Below are 17,561 nucleotides of genomic sequence, written 5' to 3' on the forward strand. Positions count from 1 at the left end.
GTCGCCTGTCAGTGACTACCGCCATACCTTCGGTGACGGACGTGGCGATCGACAGCCTTCCCGCTTTGAGCCTGCTCGATCGCCGCGTCCCTCATTCCAGAAGGGGCGTGCGCGATGCGATGGCGTTGGTTTGTGCGAGCTGCCGATGGGGTGCTCGACCATCCGGTATGGGACCTCACTTCACGGATTGCCGCCCTCGGCGGGCAGCGTGTATTGGATTTCGTACCGGTGTCCCGCCTTGACCATGACGGTTGCCTCGATCGGTCGGCCAGAGTCGCTGTAGACCACGCGGAACTGTCGCAGTACCGGCATGCTCGCGGGCAGCTTCAACGCCGCGAACTCCTCGACCGTGGCGAGTCGTGCTCCGACCTGGTCGACCGCGTTCCGAGGTGGGAGGCCGAGTTCGGTCAGTACGGTTGCCGCGCCGCCGCGAATCCGACCGTCTTCGGCGAGGCGGGTGCCGCGTGCGATGTCGACGGGGTAGTACGACCAGACCAGTTCGACGGGTTCGCCGTCGAGCAGGAGCAACTGGTGTCGCATCACCACCGGGTCGCCCTTGCCGATGGCGAATGCTGCGGCGACCTGCAACGGAGCGGGCCGTTCGCCCACCGCGATGAGCTGGCTCGATCCTGCCCGTCCGTCCCGGCTCGGGTCGTTGATCCACGGGTACGGCTGGCCGTCCGCAGCCGGGCGCGGGTAGTGGTCACCTCGGATCACGTACGGACGTTGGCCGGTGGCGAACACGCCTCGTCCGGTCTGGCCTTCGACAAAGCCCTCGTCCTTCAGGATGCGTAGCGCTCGCTGCACGGTCTGGTTGGTGACGCCGTACTGCTTGATGAGTGCGGCGGTTGCCGGGAGTTGTGCGCCGGGCGCGAGGTCTCCGGACAGGATGAGGGCGCGCAGGTCAGCCGCGATCTGTTGTTGCCGATCGCGGGTCTGCTCGCCCGTGGGCTCAGTCATCGAGGGATACCTGCATCTGGTAGGTGAAGCCGGGGGACAGTCGAGAGACAGTGTGGGTCACGACGTACTCGACCGGTGTGCCGTCTGTGTTCCGGCTCAGTCGCCTCATCACGAGCAGTGGCTCGTCCGCGTCGACACCGAGCAGCGTCCGTTGCGCCTCGGAGGGTTGGCGGGCGGTGATGTGTTCGGTGACGGTGGCCGCCGTGTGCCCGAGCTGCGCGAGCACGCCGATGGCGCCGCCCCGGATCTTCCGGTTCTCGGCGAGCGGGGTGCCGCCGGCCAGCCAGAACGGGTAGTAGGAGTCGGCCAGTTCTACGGACTGGTCGTCCTCCAGGATCAACCGGCGCCGAACCACGACCTGACCCTCCTCGCCCAGGCTGAGGGCGGTGCGGATGGGCGCTTCGGGAGTCAGCGTCTCGACGCCCAGGAGGCGCTGGGAGCCGGTACGGCCACGAGCGGCAGCCTCGTTCGCCCACGCGTCGCCGGCTCCGGGCGTGACGTAGGGGTCGGACGTGCTGGTCCAGCGCGGGGTGCTCATCGCTACTACCTCCAGATGTGGCCCTCGATCATGTTGCCCGATGCCGAGGCTGTTCGGTATCTGGACCGGCGTTGCCGGAGGCACTCCCTGCCTGCACACTCTTGTGACCTTACTACTAACTGTATAAGCTTCGGATCAACGGGAGGGTGTTCGGGACGAGCCCGTACCGGTGCCCTGTGCTCACGAAAAGGGAGGTACGCGATGCGATGGCGTTGGTTTGTGCGGGCTGCTGTCCAGCAGCCGGATCGGGTGGGGCCGGCGACGCAGTACGGGGGTCGGTCCGGTGGTTACCTGAGGGCGGCTGGGCCGGATGGTGCCGAGGCGCGGCCCGTACGCGGTGACGAGCCCGTTGTGGTCGAGCGGGCCGGGACCCGGGTGAGGTGGCCGGAGAACCGTGGGTCGCACTGGCGGTCGGTATGAGTGAGTCGAGTCCGATCCGTCTCACCTTCAGTCGGTCGCTGTGGCCTGCGTTGATGCAGCAGGCGCGCAATGTTGTCGCCGCGCACGAGGGCGGCAGGCTGTGTGACTACTGCATCGAGCCGGGTGACTGTGGGCGGCTTCGGGGCGCGCACAGTCGTCTGGCTGATCCGGAGATGCTGGCCGCCGAGCAGGAGGAGCGGTCGTGAGCGGGCTTTATGGCGTACGCCGGAATCACGCCGAGTCGGACGTGGCGCTGCTTCGGCCGCGGCATCGCGCCGACGGACCTCGTGCCGCACAGCCTGCCCGGACCCGCCCGACGGGGAGGTTCCGCCGCTGGTGGTGTCGCCTGTGGCCGTGGGCGGTGCGGCGGAGTGTGCCGGTGCCGGCCGCGTCCGGGCGCAGCGCGGTGCCGCCTCCGGGGTGGGCGGCGGCGCCGACCATGCACTCCGGGCCGCTGCTCACCTACGGGCAGCAGGTCGGATATCGGGTACGCCGACCAGGCGGTGACCGCCGATGAACGAAGTTTTCCCGGCTCGGCCCTGCGGGGACGAGCTGCCGATGGTGGTACACCTTCGGGCGTTGACGGGGTATCGGCCGGGGACGCCCCCGCCCATCGTCGGACCGGTCGAATGGTGACGCCGACCGGGGCGACCTCGTCCAGTGGGCTGCATCTGCCGCTCCGACCGCTGTGGATATGCCGGATTGACGCCTACCCTTGGCCGTGCGCGGATGCGCGACTCGACCTGACGAGCGGCTACCGCGACAAGACGATCAGTCTGACCCTCTTCCTCGCCTCCCAGTTCGTCGAAGCGCTCGGCGACCTGAACACGATCGACCCGGCCATCGGACCGCCACCCGACCCACGTGCGCTGTACGAGCGTTTCATCGGCTGGGTTCCGGCAAGGCGTACGCGATGAGCGGGCTGATCAAGGTGACCGTCAATCTGACCCCGGCGGCCGAGGCGGCACTGACCAGGCTCGGCGACGTGCACGCCAACCGGACCGACGCGGTCAACTTCGCGTTGCGGTTGGCCTCGCTGATGGCCGACCTGGCGCCCGAAGGGCACTTCACGATCGTCCAGCCGGACGGTACCCACGACCGCGTACACCTGATCTAGCGGTCCCAGCATCAGAGTTTGCCCTGCTTGCGCGTGCCTTACGTGCGTGCACCGGACCCGACGGAGTCACCGTTTGATGAGTCAGCACCCGGAGCCGGTCAACGCCGACGCCATCCGGGCCTCGGCCGACCTGACCTGGCAGCAGCACCAGGCCGGCGGCAACTCCTGGCACCCGGGCACCTGCCGGCAGTGCACCCCGGAAGGGTGCCCCCAACTGAACTGGGCAACCGCCGTACGGGCCGCCGGCCCGGCCCCTTCGGAATAGGTCGCTTGGCCGGCCTGCCGGTTTTGCCACGCTGGGCGGGACTCGGCGGGGGCGGTTCGGAGCTGTACGGTCTGAGCAGCGCGTTTGTGACGGGGGAGGGGCGGATGGCCGAGGAGATCACGTTCGAGGACGTTGCGCCGGTGGTGCCCGTACTCGACCTGGACGCCGCACTCGATCGTTACCGGCGGCTGGGCTTCACCGCTCACCCCTACGAGGGCGGCGAGCGGTACGGCTTCGTCGAGCGCGGCAACGTGTCACTGCACCTGACGGAGTGGGCCGAGCACGACCCCCTCCGTACGGCGGCAACGGTGTACCTCTACGTCTCCGACGCCGACGCCCTGCACACCGAATGGGCCGGGTCGGGTGTGGAGGGGCGCCTGCTCGAACCGCGCGACACCCCGTACGGCCTCCGGGAGTTCGCCTTTGTCGACCCGGACGGAACCCTGCACCGGGTCGGCTCCCCACTCCCTCGTCCGTAGTTGCCGGTGGTGAGGACGATGACGGCAGAGCTTGGAGCCGCTGAGGACGAGTACGCGTCCTCGTGGGAGGGAGTTGTCCTCCTTCCCGTCGAACCACCGCCGCTCTCCGACCGCGACGAGGTTTTCGTCGTTGACGGAGAGCGTTACAGGGAGCTGAGCGAGTCGGGCTGGGACGCCCTGATGGCATGGCTCGTGGGGATCTCACACCTGGCCCGCTATCCGGAACGACGGACTCAGCACGTGGATGTGACGGTCACCGACCGGCTCGGTCATGTTCAGGACCGGCACCAGGTGGCGCGAACCGCCGCCGACCAGGCAATCATCGACACGGAGGCAAACAGCTACCTCCGCGACGCGGGTATCCCTGAACGGCCATCGGGCTATCGCTGGTTCCAGCGGCTTCCGGATGGTCACGCTCTGGAGGACGTCGAAGGCGCTGTTGCGCAGGCATTTGAGGTGTCTCCCCCTCTGTCCATGCATCCTCGCCATGTCGCGCCGGTGATGCGCGATGCACTCGACAGGATCTACAGGCGCCAGCCGTAACCATGAGTGGTGTGACCGCGAAGGTATGGCCTAACCGACCTTTGTCATGTCCCACCGCTCGCTGCCACTGTTCATCTTCAAAAGACCAGAACCCGACAACCGCAACCGTACGGGGTACCAGCGACCGTCGGTGAACATCTGCCGCCCCCGGATGTCATTCCGGTTGAATTCCTCGATCACCAGAATCGTCTGGCCCGGACCGAAGTACGACGATGCGTTGGTGACGGTGCAGATCCCGACGCCATTTCTGAGCCGGAACGCGTACTCGCCCACGCCCCGTGGCCGCCCCGATCGCCACGCCCATTCGCCGTTGTACCGACCGTCGTCCACCCCACGTGCCTGCTGCCGGGGGTGACCGCCGAGCTGCGCGGGGTCCGGGGGAGCGCCGGATGACCCGCGACCGAGTCTGAGCGCCCAGTAGATGGCGAGGACGCCGAGGGACCCCGCCACGACCCCGTTCCTGCCTGCGCCGGGTGGCGTGACGGACGGGGCGAAGGAGAGCACGAAGACCGCGGCCACGTGCATGCCGAGCGCCCAGAAGCCAAAGTATCGGCCGAAAACCACGCTGAGGATGCGCCCGATGAGTTTGTTCAATCCTGGTATGGCCACGTGTGCCAAGGCAAAGATGAACATGAGGAGGAAGCCGCCACCGGCGGTGAATACTGCTCCCGCCACGGCACCGGAGCCGAAGGTCTCGACGTAATCCGACATCTGATGTCTCCCGCTCGCCGGAGGGGCCTCGTGGGGGTGCGGGTCATTGCGTCGTATCAATGGTTCGGAAATCAAATACTAGCGATGTCGCACCGCGTTGAAAGGTACGGACGGGCCCTACCCGGCGGCAGGGTGGTCGAAGCCGTCAGCCGATCAGCGGGGCGTGGACGACCCGTCGGCGCGGAACACCTCGACTGAGGTGGACGGGTGCTCCCGTCGGCTGGGCGTGGCAGACGTTGCGGCGGGCGTACATCACCGGGCGGGTACGTACATCGAATTTGATGTAAGAGATTGACGCGTTACCCGGCCCGGCGGGTTGGTCGGGGGTGGCCCAGCTCGAAGTTGCCGTGATCGTTGCTCGCTCAGGCACGTTGCTGCCGGCGTGTGACGTGCGTGAGGGAGCAACGATCATCGGATCCGGGGGCGGTCAGAGGTTGGTCAGGCTCTCGGCGGCGTCGCTGTAGCGGCCACCCTGGACCTGGATTGTGGAGGCGGCGCTGTCGATCTCGGCGAGTTCGTCGGGGGACAGGTCGATGTCGGCGGCGGCCAGGTTCTCGTCCAGTCGGTGCGGTTTGGTGGTGCCGGGGATCGGGACGATCCACGGCTGCTGCGCCAGGAGCCAGGCCAGGGCGATCTGGCCGGGGGTGGCGCCCCTGCGCTCGCCGATGCCGGTGAGCAGGTCGACCACGGCCCGGTTGTGTTCGAGGGCGTCCGGCGCGAACCTCGGGATGCTGCTGCGGATGTCGTTGCTCGGGTCGAAGCTGGTCGACGCGGTGATGGTGCCGGTGAGGAAGCCCCGGCCGAGCGGGCTGAACGGTACGAAGCCGATGCCCAGCTCCGCGCACGTGGCCAGCACGTCCTCCTCGGGGCGACGCCACCACAGCGAATATTCGCTCTGTACGGCGGCGACCGGCTGGACGGCGTGCGCGCGTCGGATCGTCCCGGCCGCCGCCTCGGAGAGGCCGAAGTGTTTCACCTTGCCGGCCTCGATCAGCTCCCCGACCGTGCCCGCGACGTCCTCGATCGGCACCTGCGGGTCGACCCGGTGCTGGTAGTAGAGGTCGATGGTGTCGACACCGAGGCGGCGCAACGAGCCCTCGACGACCTTCCGGATGTGGTCGGGGCGGCTGATCACCCGCCCGGTCGACTTGAGCTCGACCGGGTCGATGTCCCAGCCGAACTTGGTCGCGATCACCACCTGGTCCCGGTACGGCGCCAGCGCCTCACCGACAAGTTCCTCGTTGACGTACGGGCCGTAGACCTCGGCGGTGTCGAAGAAGGTCACGCCACGGTCGACGGCGGCGCGGACCAGGGAGATCATTTCCTGCCGGTCGGGCCGGTCGCTGTATCCGCTGCTCATGCCCATGCAGCCGAGACCGATGGCGGAGACCCGGGGGCCGTTGGTGCCGAGGGTGCGCTTGTCCATGGTTCAACACGTTAGTAGGCCGCGCGGATCGCCGGGAGTGTCCGGCAGGGCCTCCCGGCAGGGGCTCCGGCCTGGCATAGGACCTAGTTGATATCCGAAGGACATTCACGATTGACCGGCCGGACGGTTCCCCTGGGCGCGCGTACACGTTTTGATCGAGGGTAGCGCGATCGTCACTAAAAGGAGTGGAGTCATCGCCATGAGCCGCAACCAGGAGCCGATCAACGCGGGCGTGATCCGTGCGTCCGCCGACCTGACCTGGCAGCAGCACCAGCCCGGTGGCAACAGCTGGCAACCCGGCACCTGCCGGCAGTGCACCCGCGACGGTTGCCCCCAACTGACCTGGGCGACCCGCGTACGCGCCAGCGGTCTGGCGGCACAGCGCAACGTCGGGTGATCGGCCCGCCCCGCCGGTTCCCGTGATGCCGTCGGGAGGCGGTGCGGGAACGGGCGATCGGGGTCGGATCCGGTCGACGCATGCGGGCGGCGAGGTTCGGGTCGCAGGCGAGTAACTCGGTTGGGGCTTACATCTTCTTTGATGTTTTTACATCGAAGAAGATGTAAGAACTCGACGCGTTATGCCGGTTCGGCGGAGGAACGGGTGTGTGGTCCCCGGCCCGACGCAGGCCGCCGGTGGCGAACGTGCGGCAGGGGCCGGCGACCGGCAGTCCGAGCAGATCCCGGAGGGCGCCTCGCGCTGATCGTCGGCTGCCGTTGCGCACTGTCAACGGTGTGGTCGTGCGCCTCGGGCAGCCGACGATCAGCGACGCGGACCCACCCTATCCGTTGCCGCCGGGCCGGTTCGAAGCCAGCGGCTGGGCGGGCACACGGGTCGGCGGTCAGCGCCCCTGCGCCTGTGTCTCGGCGTCGGCGCGGGCTCCGGCGGCGCGGAGGGTGCTGATGGTGGCACTGAGGTGTTCCAGGTCGCGCTTCGGGAGCGCCGAGCCGAGCCGTACGTCGAGTTCGTTCTCGACCGTGGTGGTGGCCCTGGCGAGGAGGGACTCTCCGGCGGGGGTCAGCTCGATGATCGAGGAGCGCCGGTCCTCGGGGTGCGGCCGGCGTACGCACAGCCCGTTCGCCTCGATCCGGTCGACGCTCTTGCTGGCCGCCCCGACCGTGATCGACACCTCCCGGGCCAGGTCGTACACCCGGCACCCCCGCGTACGGGAGATCACCTGCATCAGGTCGTACCTGCCCAGCGGGAGATCGAACTCGGCGCGCAGCCGCTGGTCGACCGCGTTCCACAGCTCGGTCTCCAGGCGTACCAGGTCGGTGAAGAGCTGCTTGAGGTTCATCACACCGCACTTAGATTCCGTGGAATTAACTTCCGTGGCAACGTGTTGGGCCGGAGGCACCACCACGTCGAGTCTAGGTAGTGAGCCCCTCGGGGGTTCGGATGGAGATGGATCATGAGCAGGGAACAGCGGGTCGCGCTCGACCAGATGATCCGGCAGGCGCCGCCGAGCCACACCCTGGCCGAACAGCGGGCCGGGTACGACCGGATGATGCGGGCCCTGCCGCTGGCCGAGGGAGCCAGCGCCAAGGTGTCGACGCTCGGGGGCGTACCCGTGGTCGACATCGAGCGGACCGGAGCCGACGACGTCATCCTCTACCTGCACGGTGGCGCGTACACGCTGGGCAGCGCCGAGGCGTTCGCGGGGCTCTCGTCCGATCTCGGCCGCCGGGCGGGAGCGCGGGTGGTGAACGTCGACTACCGGTTGGCGCCGGAGCATCCGTACCCGGCGGCGCTCGAAGACGCGGTGGCCGCGTACCGGGGGCTGCTCGACAGCGGCGTACCGGCGAACCGGATCGCGATTGCCGGTGACTCCGCCGGCGGCGGCCTGGCCCTGGCAACCCTGGTGAAGTTGAAGAGTGAGGGGGTTTCGCTGCCGGTCGCGGCCTTCGTGATCTCCCCGTGGGCCGACCTGACGCTGAGCGGGGCGAGCATGAGCGGCAAGCGTGCGGTCGAGCCGATCCTCGGCGAGGAGGGCCTGCGGGAGCGGGTCGCCGGGTACGCCGGCACCCACAGTGTCAAGGACCCGCTGATCAGCCCCGTCTTCGCGGACCTGGCCGGGCTGCCGCCGCTGCTGATCCAGGTCGGATCGCACGAGATCCTGCTCGACGACGCGACCCGGCTCGCCACGGTGGCGGCGAGCGCCGATGTGGCGGTGACGCTCGAGGTGACGCCGGAGGTCCCGCACGTGTTCCACTCGTTCGCGGCCGTACTCGAAGAGGGGGACGCCGCCCTGAGCAGGGCGGGCGCCTTTTTGCGTACCCGGTTCTCCGCATAGCCGTCCGGGGTGGCGGCGGCGCGGGGACAACGTTGGCCCCGCGCCGCCGGGTCCCGCCTCAGCTCTGAGGCTCGATCCAGATGTTGCGGTAACGGACGTTGGCGCCAGCGTCGCCGTGGTCCTGGAGCTTGATCGGGCCGATCGCCGGGCTCTCGGCGGCACCGCCACCCGTCGACCCGTCGATCTCGACGTTGTTGTGCACCACGACGCCGTTCCAGACCACGGTCACCCGGGCGTTCTCGGTCTTGGTGGTCCCGTTCCACCGGGCCGCCCGGAACGTGATCTCGTACGTCTGCCAGGTCTCCGGCGCCGTCGCCCGGTTACTGTCCGGGGCCCGCTTCTGGTAGAAACCGCCGCACTCGTTGTCGGCCGGCGTGGTGTCGCCGAACGAGTCCAGGACCTGCAACTCGTACCGGTCCTGGAGGTAGATGCCGCTGTTGCCGCGCGCCTGGCCGGTCACCTCCGGCGGCAGGTTCGGGATCCAGAACTCGGCGTGCAGCTTGAAGTCACCGAAGCTCTGCTTCGTCCGCAGATCCCCACCGAGCACCTCGGCCGAACCGTTCGACACCGGCCAGGTCGGCGCGGCCCCGTTGGTGTGCTCCCAGTTCGCCGACAGGTTCGTGCCGTCGAACAGGTTGATCCGGGTCGGCGGCGCTGCCGTCCCGTACGCCTCGAACTCGTAGATCCGGGCCGCGTTGTCGGTGGTGCTGGTCGGCGCGGTGATGTTCAGCCGGATGTAGCGGGCCTGGACCGCGGTGATGTTGTGGGTGGTGGTCGACGCGGTGTTGCCGGTGACCGTGGCCGCCGTCGACCAGGTGGTGCCGTTGGTGCTGGTCGCGATCGTGAAGTCACGGGTGTTCCAGGCGGTGTTCTCCCCGCCCGCACCCGCGTGCGCGACCACGAACCGGCTCACCGACTGGGCCTGGCCCAGGTCGACCTGGAGCCACTTCGAGGTGCCGAGGGAACACCACTTGTCCAGGCCGCCGCCGGTGACGCTGCCGTTGACCGCCTTTGCCGGGGCCTCGTTGGCGTTGCACGAGGAGTCGGCGGTCGCAGGCTTGCCCAGGGCCAGGTTCGTGGTCGGCGGCGGAGCCGAAGTGCCGTACGCCTCGAACTCGTAGATCCGCGCGGCGTTGCCGCCGGCCTGCTCACCGGCGGTGATGTTCACCCGGACGTACCTTGCCTGGACCGGGGTGATGGTGTGGGTGGTGGTCGAGGCGGTGTTGCCGGTCACCGTGGCGGCCGTGGTCCAGGTGGTGCCGTTGGTGCTGGTCGCGAGGGTGAAGTCGCGGGTGTTCCAGGACGCCTGCTCCCCACCGGCCCCGGCGTGCTGGAGCACCAGGCGGCTCACCGTCTGGGCCTGGCCCAGGTCGACCTGGAGCCACTTCGAGGTGCCGGTCGAGCACCACTTGTCCAGGGTGCCGCCGGTGACGCTGCCGTTGACGGCCTTCGCCGGGCCCTCGTCGGCCTTGCAGGAGGAGTCGGCGGTGGCGATCTTGCCCAGTGCCAGGTTCGGCTGGGCGGCGGTGCCGGGGATGTTGTTCAGGGTGTACCAGGCCTCGGTGCTCCACAGCGACTGGCCGGTGTTCGAGGTGAACGGGCGGGGTGAACGGACGTACACCACCCGGTCGGGCTGGAGGCCGTTGATCACCAGGTTGACCTTCTTCCCGTCGGCCGACAGGGTCGCCGAGGAGACGGTCAGGGTCTGCAGGTTCAGCTTCGGGCCGCCGTACGCGGCGGTCGGCTGGTAACGCCACTGCTGCACCTTGTACGAGGTGGCCAGCGCCGCCGCGGTCGCCGCCGACAGGGGCTGGGTGTACTCCATCTCGAAACCGGTCGGCGTCGCCCGCATCGCCAGGATGTCGAACGTGTTCGCCCCGTTCGGGGTCAGCTTCTGCAGGCCGTAGCTGAGCTTGCCCTCCTGGCCCCAGTTCCCGCCCGCACCCAGGCCACCGGCGTAGATCGCGCCGTCCGGCCCCTGGGTCAGCTCGGTCACCCCGGCCTCCAGGCCCTGGGTCAACCGGAACAGGGCGCCCTGGTACTCGCCGTTGACCTTCTCCAGGTACGCCCGCTGGATCCCGCCGTACGTCACGTCGCTGATCAGCATCTGACCGGCGAAGGTGCCGGTGTTCAGGTAGACCGGGGTGCTCGGTGAGTTCGCGATCTCGTTCTGCGGCATCCACAGCACCGGCTGGGTCACCGGGCGGGAGTCGAACGGGCCCGCCGGGTTCATGTAGTGGTTGAAGAACCGGTCCTGCTTGACGTGCAGCAGCTTCGACGACGGCAGCCAACCGCCCTGGTTGTCGGTGACGAAGATGCCTCCCTCCGGACCCCACCCGATCCCGTGCGGCGTACGCAGACCGCCCGCGACGTAACTGACCGCGCCGGTGGTCCGGTTCACCTTGATGGTGGTGCCCCGGTTGGGGGCCGGCTGCGGGTCGGTGGTGTTCCCGCCCAGGTTGATCGAGACGGAGAGGTTGAGGTAGAAGAACCCGTCCTGGTAGAGCAGGCCGAACCCGAACTCGTGGAAGTTGCCGCCGAACGGCCAGGTCGCGACCGTACGGTAGTTGTCGGTCACCCCGTCGCCGTTGGTGTCGTTGAGTTCGGTCAGCCGGTGTTTCTCCGACACGTAGATCTTGCCGTCCACGATCTTGATCCCCTGCGGTTCCCGGAGCCCGCTCGCCACCCGCTGCGTGGTCACCTGGCCGGGGCCGGTGTTGCCGGTGGTGTTGCCCAGGACCCAGACCTCGCCGAGCAGGTTGTCGGTGCCGCCCCAGGTGGTGATCGCGAGCCGGCCGTCGGGGAAGAAGTCCATCCCGGTGACCTGCGGCTGGAAGCCGGTCGGGCGCAGGTTCGTCAGGTTGTAGCTCGGGTGGACCGAGGTCAGCGGCAGCCCGTCACCGGGGGTGTCGGTGCTCGCCTCGCACTGCTTCTGACCGGGGGCGGTCACCCGTACGACACCGGAGTCGGTGCTGAGCACCGAGTTGGGCACCAGGACGTACGACGAGGCGCCCGGCGGCTGCCAGTGCAGGGTGATCTGCTGGTCCGCGCCGCGCTCGAAGTGGTCGATGCGCAGCGAGTGGTAGCCCGCGGTCAGGCTGATCGAGCCGTCGACCGGCGGGTTCGCGCCGTGCAGGCCGTCGTGGTCGATGACCACGGTGCTGTCGATGGTCAGCCGGGACCCGTCGTCACTGAACAGCCGGAAGTTGTACGTACCCGCCTGGGGGACGTTGATGTTGCCGATCACCTGGGTGACGAAGTTGTCGGCGATCCCGCCGAAGTCCGCGGTGGTGGTCCAGTTGATCGTCGGCATCAGCTTGTCGATGTTCGGGGTCTGCCCCGGCTTCAGTACGCAGATCTCCTCCAGCGGCACCTGCACGTCGAAGACCCGCAGGGTGACGCCGGGCTCCTGCGGCGGAGGGGCCAGCGCCGACAGTGGGCCTGTGGCGTGGACCGGCGCCGCGGCGCGGATCGGGCCCGCCGAGGCGGGCGAGGGCAGGGTGGCGGGTATTACCAGGGCGAGGGAGGCAACTGCGAGGGCATGGCGAAGCCATCGTCTGTCCATGGTGTCTCCTGGGCGCGGTGGGACGGGACGGTCCACATGCGACGCGCCGTCGACAACTGGCCCGGAGACACCGACTCGGAGGCCAGCCACGCCGACGATGTAACTTCGCCGATACGTCGCGCTGAGGTTGGCGTCACACTAATCGACAAACGTCGAATTTTCTATGCCTTTCGCGGCGACCGCCACAACTTCCGATCGACGGATACAAAAGTCCCGGCGGATGGCGGCCGTACCCGCCGGCCGGGGCGCGGTGGTGTTCAATGTAGACGCGCGCGAACCGTGGGAGGTATCACCGATGTCCGAGGTCGCCGTCGCGATCGAACCGCAGACACCCGTCGCGGCCGAACGGCTCGACGCACTCGCCGGAGGGCTCGCCGACGACCTCCGTACCATCCGTGGGCTCCGGATCGGGCACGCGGGATCCACCGCGATCGGCCCCGGCAAGTCGCCCCAGGCGTGGGAACTCGGCATGCTCGTGGTCAGCGGTGTCTTCTCCGCCGCCACCATGGGGGCGGTCGCCCAGATCGTGGTCGCGTACGTCAACCGGGCCAACGCGCGGTCGATCAGGCTGCGCAGCGGCGAGAACGAGGTCGAGATCACCGGCTCGACCCGGCTCGACGACCCGGCCCTGGTCGCCCAGCTCGAGAAGATCTTCGGCACCGGGTCTGCTCCGCTGAGCACCGCGCCCGCTCCGCCGGGCGGCGGGGACGGGCCACGGGCGGTCGAGGGCGAACAACGCGCCGACACCGATCGCTGAGTCACGATGGGACGCCGCCTCGCCCTGCTGATCGCCAACGACCGGTACATCGACGAGTCGCTGTCGGACCTGTACGCGCCGCGCGACGAGGCCCGCGATCTGTCCAGCCTGCTGTCGGACGCCGACGTCGGCGCGTTCGACCACACCGTACTGCTGGAGAACGAGTCCAAGAGCGCGGTCGAGCGGGCGATCGAGTCGATGCTGCGTACCGCCGGGCCCGAGGACCTGTTCCTGCTCTACTTCTCCGGTCACGGGATCCGCAGCAACAAACGCGGCCGGCTCTACCTGGCGGTGGCCAACACCGAACTCGACGCCCTGTCGTCCACCGCCATCTCCGCCTCCTTCGTCCGCGAACTCCTCGACGAGTCCGACGCCGCCAGCTCGGTCATCCTGCTCGACTGCTGCTACAGCGGCGCCTTCGACGGCCAGGGCCTCAAGTCCACCGACGACCTCCCGATCGACGGTGAACTGAGCGCCGGCTACGGGCGTTACGTCATCACCGCCACCAACTCCGTCGAGCGGGCCGACGACGGCCGCCCGGCCACCGAGATCACCCCACGGCTGCGGTCCGCGTTCACCGAGACGATCATCCAGGGGCTGGGAACCGGCGCCGCCGACATCACCGGGATCGGCCGGATCACCCCCGAAGACCTCTGGCGGTACGTGCGGATGGAGCTGCCCCGGCGGGCGCCCAACCAGTCACCGTGCCAGTTCGGCCGGGCCAGCGACGAGGTCCACATCGCCCTGTCCCGGGACGGGCACCACCGCCAGCGCCGTCACCGCGACCAGCGGGAGATCCGCCTCGGTGACCTGCTCGGTCCGCTCGAACCCAGCGACGACGTACGCCTCTGCGCCACCGAATGGCGCCGGCGCGGGCTGCTCAAGGTGCCGATCGGGCAGGCGCAGCGGATCGACCAACCGGCCGGCGAACCAGTCTGGCTCGACCTCGCCGCCACCGAGGGGCACCTGCTGCTCGTCGGGCGCGCCGGCACCGGCAAGACCACCCTGCTGCGCACCATCATCGGCGGGCTCGCCCTCACCCACACCGACCACGAGGTGGCGTTCTACTGCCTCGAATCCGGCGGCAACTGGCTCGGCCCGATGCGCCGGCTGCCACACGTACGGGCGGTGGTCGGTGACGACGAGGTGGGCGAGGTCGGCAAACTGCTCGACCACCTCGAACAGGACGTGCTGCGGCGCAAGCAACTGTTCCGCGAACACGAGCTGGAATCACCGACCAGCCTGCGCGCCAAGCGGGCCATGCTGGACTCCGGACCGTACCCGGACGTTTTTCTCGTGGTCGACCGCTGGCAGGACTTCGCCACGCTGATCCACGACTTCGCCCCGAGGGTCATCGACCTCGCCAACAAGGGCCTCGGGTACGGCATGCACGTCGTCGTACTCGACCGGAGCTGGCGGACCATCCCCGAGGAACTGCGCGAACTGCCCCAGTCGCGGATCGAGACCCGGCTGACCCAACCGCACGAGTCGCTGGTCAACCCGGACCACGCCGGCCGGCTGCCGAACCTCCCCGGCTGGGCAATCCACGGCCGGCAGACCTTCCGCATCGCCCTGCCCGACCTGACCCCGAGCGAGGTCGACGTCGACACCGAACCGGTGGACGGCGCACCCGACGGCGCGGTCCTGCTGGTCTCGACGATCGCCGAGGCGTGGCAGCCACCGGGGCCGTCCGGCGACCGAACGCCGGGAGGGACCATCGACGGACTACCCCCGTGGGGAGAGAACGGCGGCGTACCACGCGGGGTGGTGGTGCCGCAGACCGATCCGGGTGACCCGACGAGCGCGGTGGAAACGGCGGAGACGCCGGGAACGGTCGCGCCACCCAGCGAGGTCCTGACCGTGCTCGGCGTGCCGAACTACGCCGCGCTGCTGGAGTTCACCGGCGCCGGGACCCCGAGCGGCGCCGACTACCTGCGGGTGCCGATCGGGCTCGACGAGCACGGGGGGCCCGTACAGCTCGACATCAAGGAGGCCGCGCAGGGCGGTGACGGGCCGCACGGCCTGCTCGTCGGCGCGACCGGGTCCGGCAAGAGCGAACTGCTCCGTACGCTGGTCACGGCGTTGGCGATGCGGCACACGCCGGACCAGCTGAACTTCCTCCTGATCGACTACAAGGGCGGGAACACCTTCAGACCACTGGGCCAGCTCCCGCACACCGCCGCGGTCATCGCCAACCTCGCCGACGACCTGTCGCTGGTCGAGCGGGCGGCCGAGGCGTTGCAGAGCGAGCTTCGGCGCCGGCAGGAGGTGCTGCGCGAAGCCGGCAACGTGGGCGGCCGGTGGGAGTACGAACGGGCCCGGCAGACCAACCCGAAGCTGCCTCCGATGCCCACCCTGCTGGTGATCTGCGAGGAGTTCGCCGAACTGCTCGCCGCCAGGCCGGACTTCGTCGACGTGTTCATCCTGATCGGACGGATCGGACGCAGCCTCGGCGTACATCTGCTCCTGGCCAGCCAGCGGATCGAGGAGGGCCGGCTGCGGGGCCTGGAAAGCCACCTGTCGTACCGGATCGGGTTGCGCACCTTCTCCGCCTCGGAGTCCCGGGCGGTCCTCGGGGTGGCCGACGCGTACGAACTGCCCACCGCCCCCGGTCACGGCTACCTCAGGGTCGGCCAGGACCTGACCCGCTTCCACGCCGGGTACGTCTCCGGCCCGTACCTCGCCCACGTATCGCCGCCGCTGGCCGGTGACCGCGAACTGGGCGACAGCACCGTCCTCGACGTGGTGATCTCGCGGCTGCGCGGCTCCGGAACACCCGCCCGCCCGATCTGGCTGCCGCCGCTCGACGAACCGCCCGGCCTCGACAGGCTGATGAACCTGGTCGAAGACCCGGAACTCGGCCTGCGCGCGGCCGAACGTCACCTGCTGACCGTGCCGGTGGGCATCGTCGACCTGCCCTTGGAGCAGCGCCAGGACCGGCTCCTGCTCGACTTCGCCGCCCCGACCAGCAACCTCGCCGTCGTCGGTGCGCCCCGCAGTGGCAAGAGCACCCTGGTCGCCTCGGTCATCGCCGCGCTCGCGCTCACCCACACCCCACGCGAGGTGCAGTTCTACTGCCTCGACTTCGGTGGCGGGTCGCTGGCGAACCTGGCGAGCCTGCCGCACCTGTCCGGGCTCGCCACCCGCCGCGAACCCGATGCCGTACGCCGTACCGTCGCCGAGGTCGAGAACATCGTCGACGAGCGCGAGGCGCTGTTCGGCCGGCTGGGCATCGACTCGATCGGTGCGTACCGGGACCGGCGGGCGTCCGGTGAGTTTCCCGAGGACCCGTTCGGGGACCTGTTCCTGGTGGCGGACGGTTGGAGCGCCCTGCGCCAGGACTACGAGGAGCTTGAGGAGGCGATCTTCACCCTCGCCGCCCGGGGACCGGGAGTCGGGGTGCACGTCATCCTCACCGCCGTCCGGTGGACGGAGATCCGACCGGCCCTGCGCGACCTGCTCGGCATCCGGCTGGAGCTGCGGCTCTCCGACCCGACCGAGTCGGAGGTCGATCGCCGGGTGGCGCGCAACGTGCCGGGTCACCGGCCCGGCCGGGGTCTGACCGCCGACAAGCGGCACTTCGTCGCCGCCGCACCCCGGATCGGCGAGGGCGGACCGACGCACCGGGAACAGGCCGAGGCGACCACCGCCCTGGCCCGCCGGATCCGCGAGTGCTGGCCCGGACAACCCGCGCCGAGCGTACGGCTGCTTCCCCGTACGCTCACCGCCGACGACCTGGCCAGGGTGGTCGACCCGGACCGGCCGGGGCTGCCGATCGGGGTGAACGAGGCCGCCCTCGCCCCGGTGTACCTCGAACCCTCGATCGACCCGCACCTGCTGGTCTTCGGCGACGCCGAGTGCGGCAAGTCGAACCTGCTGCGGCACATCGCCCGGACCATCGTGGCCCGGCACACCCCGGCCGAGGCGCGGATCGTCATCGCCGACTACCGGCGCAGCCTGCTCCGGGCGATCGAGGGTGAACACCTCATCGGCTACGCCGCGTCCCACCAGGCATTCAGCGAGATACTGGGCCAGGTCCGCTCGGTGATGCAGGAGCGGCTCCCGGGAGCCGACATCACCCCGGCCCAGCTCCGGGACCGGACCTGGTGGCGGGGACCGGAGCTGTACCTGCTGGTGGACGACTACGACCTGGTCGCGACCGGTGGCGGCAACCCGCTGGCGGCCCTGATCGACCTGCTGCCGCAGGCCCGCGACCTCGGCCTGCACCTGATCCTGGCCCGCCGGGTCGCCGGGGTGGCACGGGCCCAGTACGAGCCGGTCCTGCAACGCCTGCGCGAACTGGACACTCCGGGGCTGCTGATGTCCGGCAACCGCGAGGAGGGTGCGGTGCTCGGCTCGATCCGCCCCACCCCGCTGCCACCGGGCCGGGGCACGCTGGTCCGGCGCCGGGACGGCGTACAGGTCGTGCAGACCGCACTCGCCGAACCCTGAGCCCCGCGTACCCCGGCCGCTCCGCGCCCGCCCGTCC

General features: G+C 69.5%; 17 protein-coding genes. 11 read left to right on the forward strand and 6 right to left on the reverse strand.

Translation table 11 applies throughout. The features are described from left to right. Positions 1-180 precede the first annotated feature (180 nt). Both OIE47_RS22600 and OIE47_RS22605 read right to left on the reverse strand, forming a co-directional pair. On the reverse strand, positions 181-960 hold the full coding sequence (locus OIE47_RS22600; RefSeq protein ID WP_326556527.1) for a GntR family transcriptional regulator: 780 nt from the start codon (positions 958-960) through the stop codon (positions 181-183). After that, a complete protein-coding gene (locus tag OIE47_RS22605; RefSeq protein ID WP_326556528.1) occupies positions 953-1,498 on the reverse strand; it encodes a UTRA domain-containing protein in 546 nt (181 codons plus the stop codon). Before OIE47_RS22605 ends, OIE47_RS22600 begins: the two co-directional genes overlap by 8 nt. A 473-nt stretch (positions 1,499-1,971) precedes the next feature. Between OIE47_RS22605 and OIE47_RS22610 the strand changes: the two genes are divergently transcribed. The 7 genes from OIE47_RS22610 to OIE47_RS22640 all read left to right on the forward strand — a co-directional run bounded on the left by OIE47_RS22610 (position 1,972) and on the right by OIE47_RS22640 (position 4,322). Continuing rightward, positions 1,972-2,124: a hypothetical protein gene (locus tag OIE47_RS22610; protein WP_326556529.1), complete on the forward strand. Its 153-nt coding sequence runs from the start codon at positions 1,972-1,974 to the stop codon at positions 2,122-2,124. Positions 2,125-2,297: 173 nt separating this feature from the next. Next, positions 2,298-2,435, forward strand: coding sequence for a hypothetical protein (locus OIE47_RS22615; RefSeq protein WP_326556530.1), 138 nt, complete (start codon positions 2,298-2,300; stop codon positions 2,433-2,435). Between the two features lie 112 nt (positions 2,436-2,547). Beyond that, positions 2,548-2,835 (forward strand): hypothetical protein, encoded by a 288-nt coding sequence (locus OIE47_RS22620; protein WP_326556531.1) that lies wholly within the window; start codon positions 2,548-2,550, stop codon positions 2,833-2,835. Further along, positions 2,832-3,035, forward strand: a complete 204-nt coding sequence (locus OIE47_RS22625; protein WP_326556532.1) for a hypothetical protein — start codon at positions 2,832-2,834, stop codon at positions 3,033-3,035. The genes OIE47_RS22620 and OIE47_RS22625 overlap by 4 nt, the downstream gene beginning before the upstream one ends. 76 nt (positions 3,036-3,111) lie before the next feature. Then, positions 3,112-3,300 carry a hypothetical protein gene (locus OIE47_RS22630; RefSeq protein ID WP_326556533.1) on the forward strand — a complete coding sequence of 63 codons (189 nt, stop codon included), beginning with the start codon at positions 3,112-3,114 and terminating at the stop codon, positions 3,298-3,300. 104 nt (positions 3,301-3,404) lie between these two features. Then, entirely contained in the window at positions 3,405-3,779 is a 375-nt protein-coding gene (locus tag OIE47_RS22635; RefSeq protein ID WP_326556534.1) for a bleomycin resistance protein, read from the forward strand. An 18-nt stretch (positions 3,780-3,797) separates the two neighbouring features. Then, positions 3,798-4,322: a DUF5956 family protein gene (locus tag OIE47_RS22640; protein WP_326556535.1), complete on the forward strand. Its 525-nt coding sequence runs from the start codon at positions 3,798-3,800 to the stop codon at positions 4,320-4,322. A gap of 30 nt (positions 4,323-4,352) precedes the next feature. Here the strand turns inward: OIE47_RS22640 and OIE47_RS22645 are convergent, their stop codons facing one another. Both OIE47_RS22645 and OIE47_RS22650 read right to left on the reverse strand, forming a co-directional pair. Next, positions 4,353-5,033, reverse strand: coding sequence for a hypothetical protein (locus OIE47_RS22645; RefSeq protein WP_326556536.1), 681 nt, complete (start codon positions 5,031-5,033; stop codon positions 4,353-4,355). A gap of 427 nt (positions 5,034-5,460) precedes the next feature. Further along, complete coding sequence (locus OIE47_RS22650) at positions 5,461-6,459, reverse strand: aldo/keto reductase (RefSeq protein WP_326556537.1); 999 nt, start codon at positions 6,457-6,459, stop codon at positions 5,461-5,463. Between the two features lie 199 nt (positions 6,460-6,658). Here OIE47_RS22650 and OIE47_RS22655 point away from each other — a divergent pair, with 199 nt between their 5' ends. Further along, positions 6,659-6,856: a hypothetical protein gene (locus tag OIE47_RS22655; RefSeq protein WP_326556538.1), complete on the forward strand. Its 198-nt coding sequence runs from the start codon at positions 6,659-6,661 to the stop codon at positions 6,854-6,856. A gap of 442 nt (positions 6,857-7,298) precedes the next feature. Here the strand turns inward: OIE47_RS22655 and OIE47_RS22660 are convergent, their stop codons facing one another. Next, complete coding sequence (locus OIE47_RS22660) at positions 7,299-7,754, reverse strand: MarR family winged helix-turn-helix transcriptional regulator (protein ID WP_326556539.1); 456 nt, start codon at positions 7,752-7,754, stop codon at positions 7,299-7,301. A gap of 114 nt (positions 7,755-7,868) precedes the next feature. On the opposite strand from OIE47_RS22660, the gene OIE47_RS22665 reads away from it, so the two are divergent. Continuing rightward, a complete protein-coding gene (locus OIE47_RS22665; RefSeq protein ID WP_326556540.1) occupies positions 7,869-8,750 on the forward strand; it encodes an alpha/beta hydrolase in 882 nt (293 codons plus the stop codon). Positions 8,751-8,808: 58 nt separating this feature from the next. Here OIE47_RS22665 and OIE47_RS22670 read toward each other — a convergent pair whose 3' ends face one another. Next, entirely contained in the window at positions 8,809-12,315 is a 3,507-nt protein-coding gene (locus OIE47_RS22670; protein WP_326556541.1) for a discoidin domain-containing protein, read from the reverse strand. 295 nt (positions 12,316-12,610) lie between these two features. Here OIE47_RS22670 and OIE47_RS22675 point away from each other — a divergent pair, with 295 nt between their 5' ends. Together OIE47_RS22675 and eccCb are read left to right on the forward strand one after the other, a co-directional pair. Next, positions 12,611-13,072: a hypothetical protein gene (locus OIE47_RS22675; protein WP_326556542.1), complete on the forward strand. Its 462-nt coding sequence runs from the start codon at positions 12,611-12,613 to the stop codon at positions 13,070-13,072. 6 nt (positions 13,073-13,078) lie between these two features. Beyond that, positions 13,079-17,524 (forward strand): type VII secretion protein EccCb, encoded by a 4,446-nt coding sequence (gene eccCb / locus OIE47_RS22680; protein WP_326556543.1) that lies wholly within the window; start codon positions 13,079-13,081, stop codon positions 17,522-17,524. The last annotated feature ends 37 nt before the right edge of the window (positions 17,525-17,561 follow it).

The sequence above is a fragment of the Micromonospora sp. NBC_01796 genome, from assembly GCF_035917455.1.
In the GTDB taxonomy this organism is placed as follows: domain Bacteria; phylum Actinomycetota; class Actinomycetes; order Mycobacteriales; family Micromonosporaceae; genus Micromonospora_G.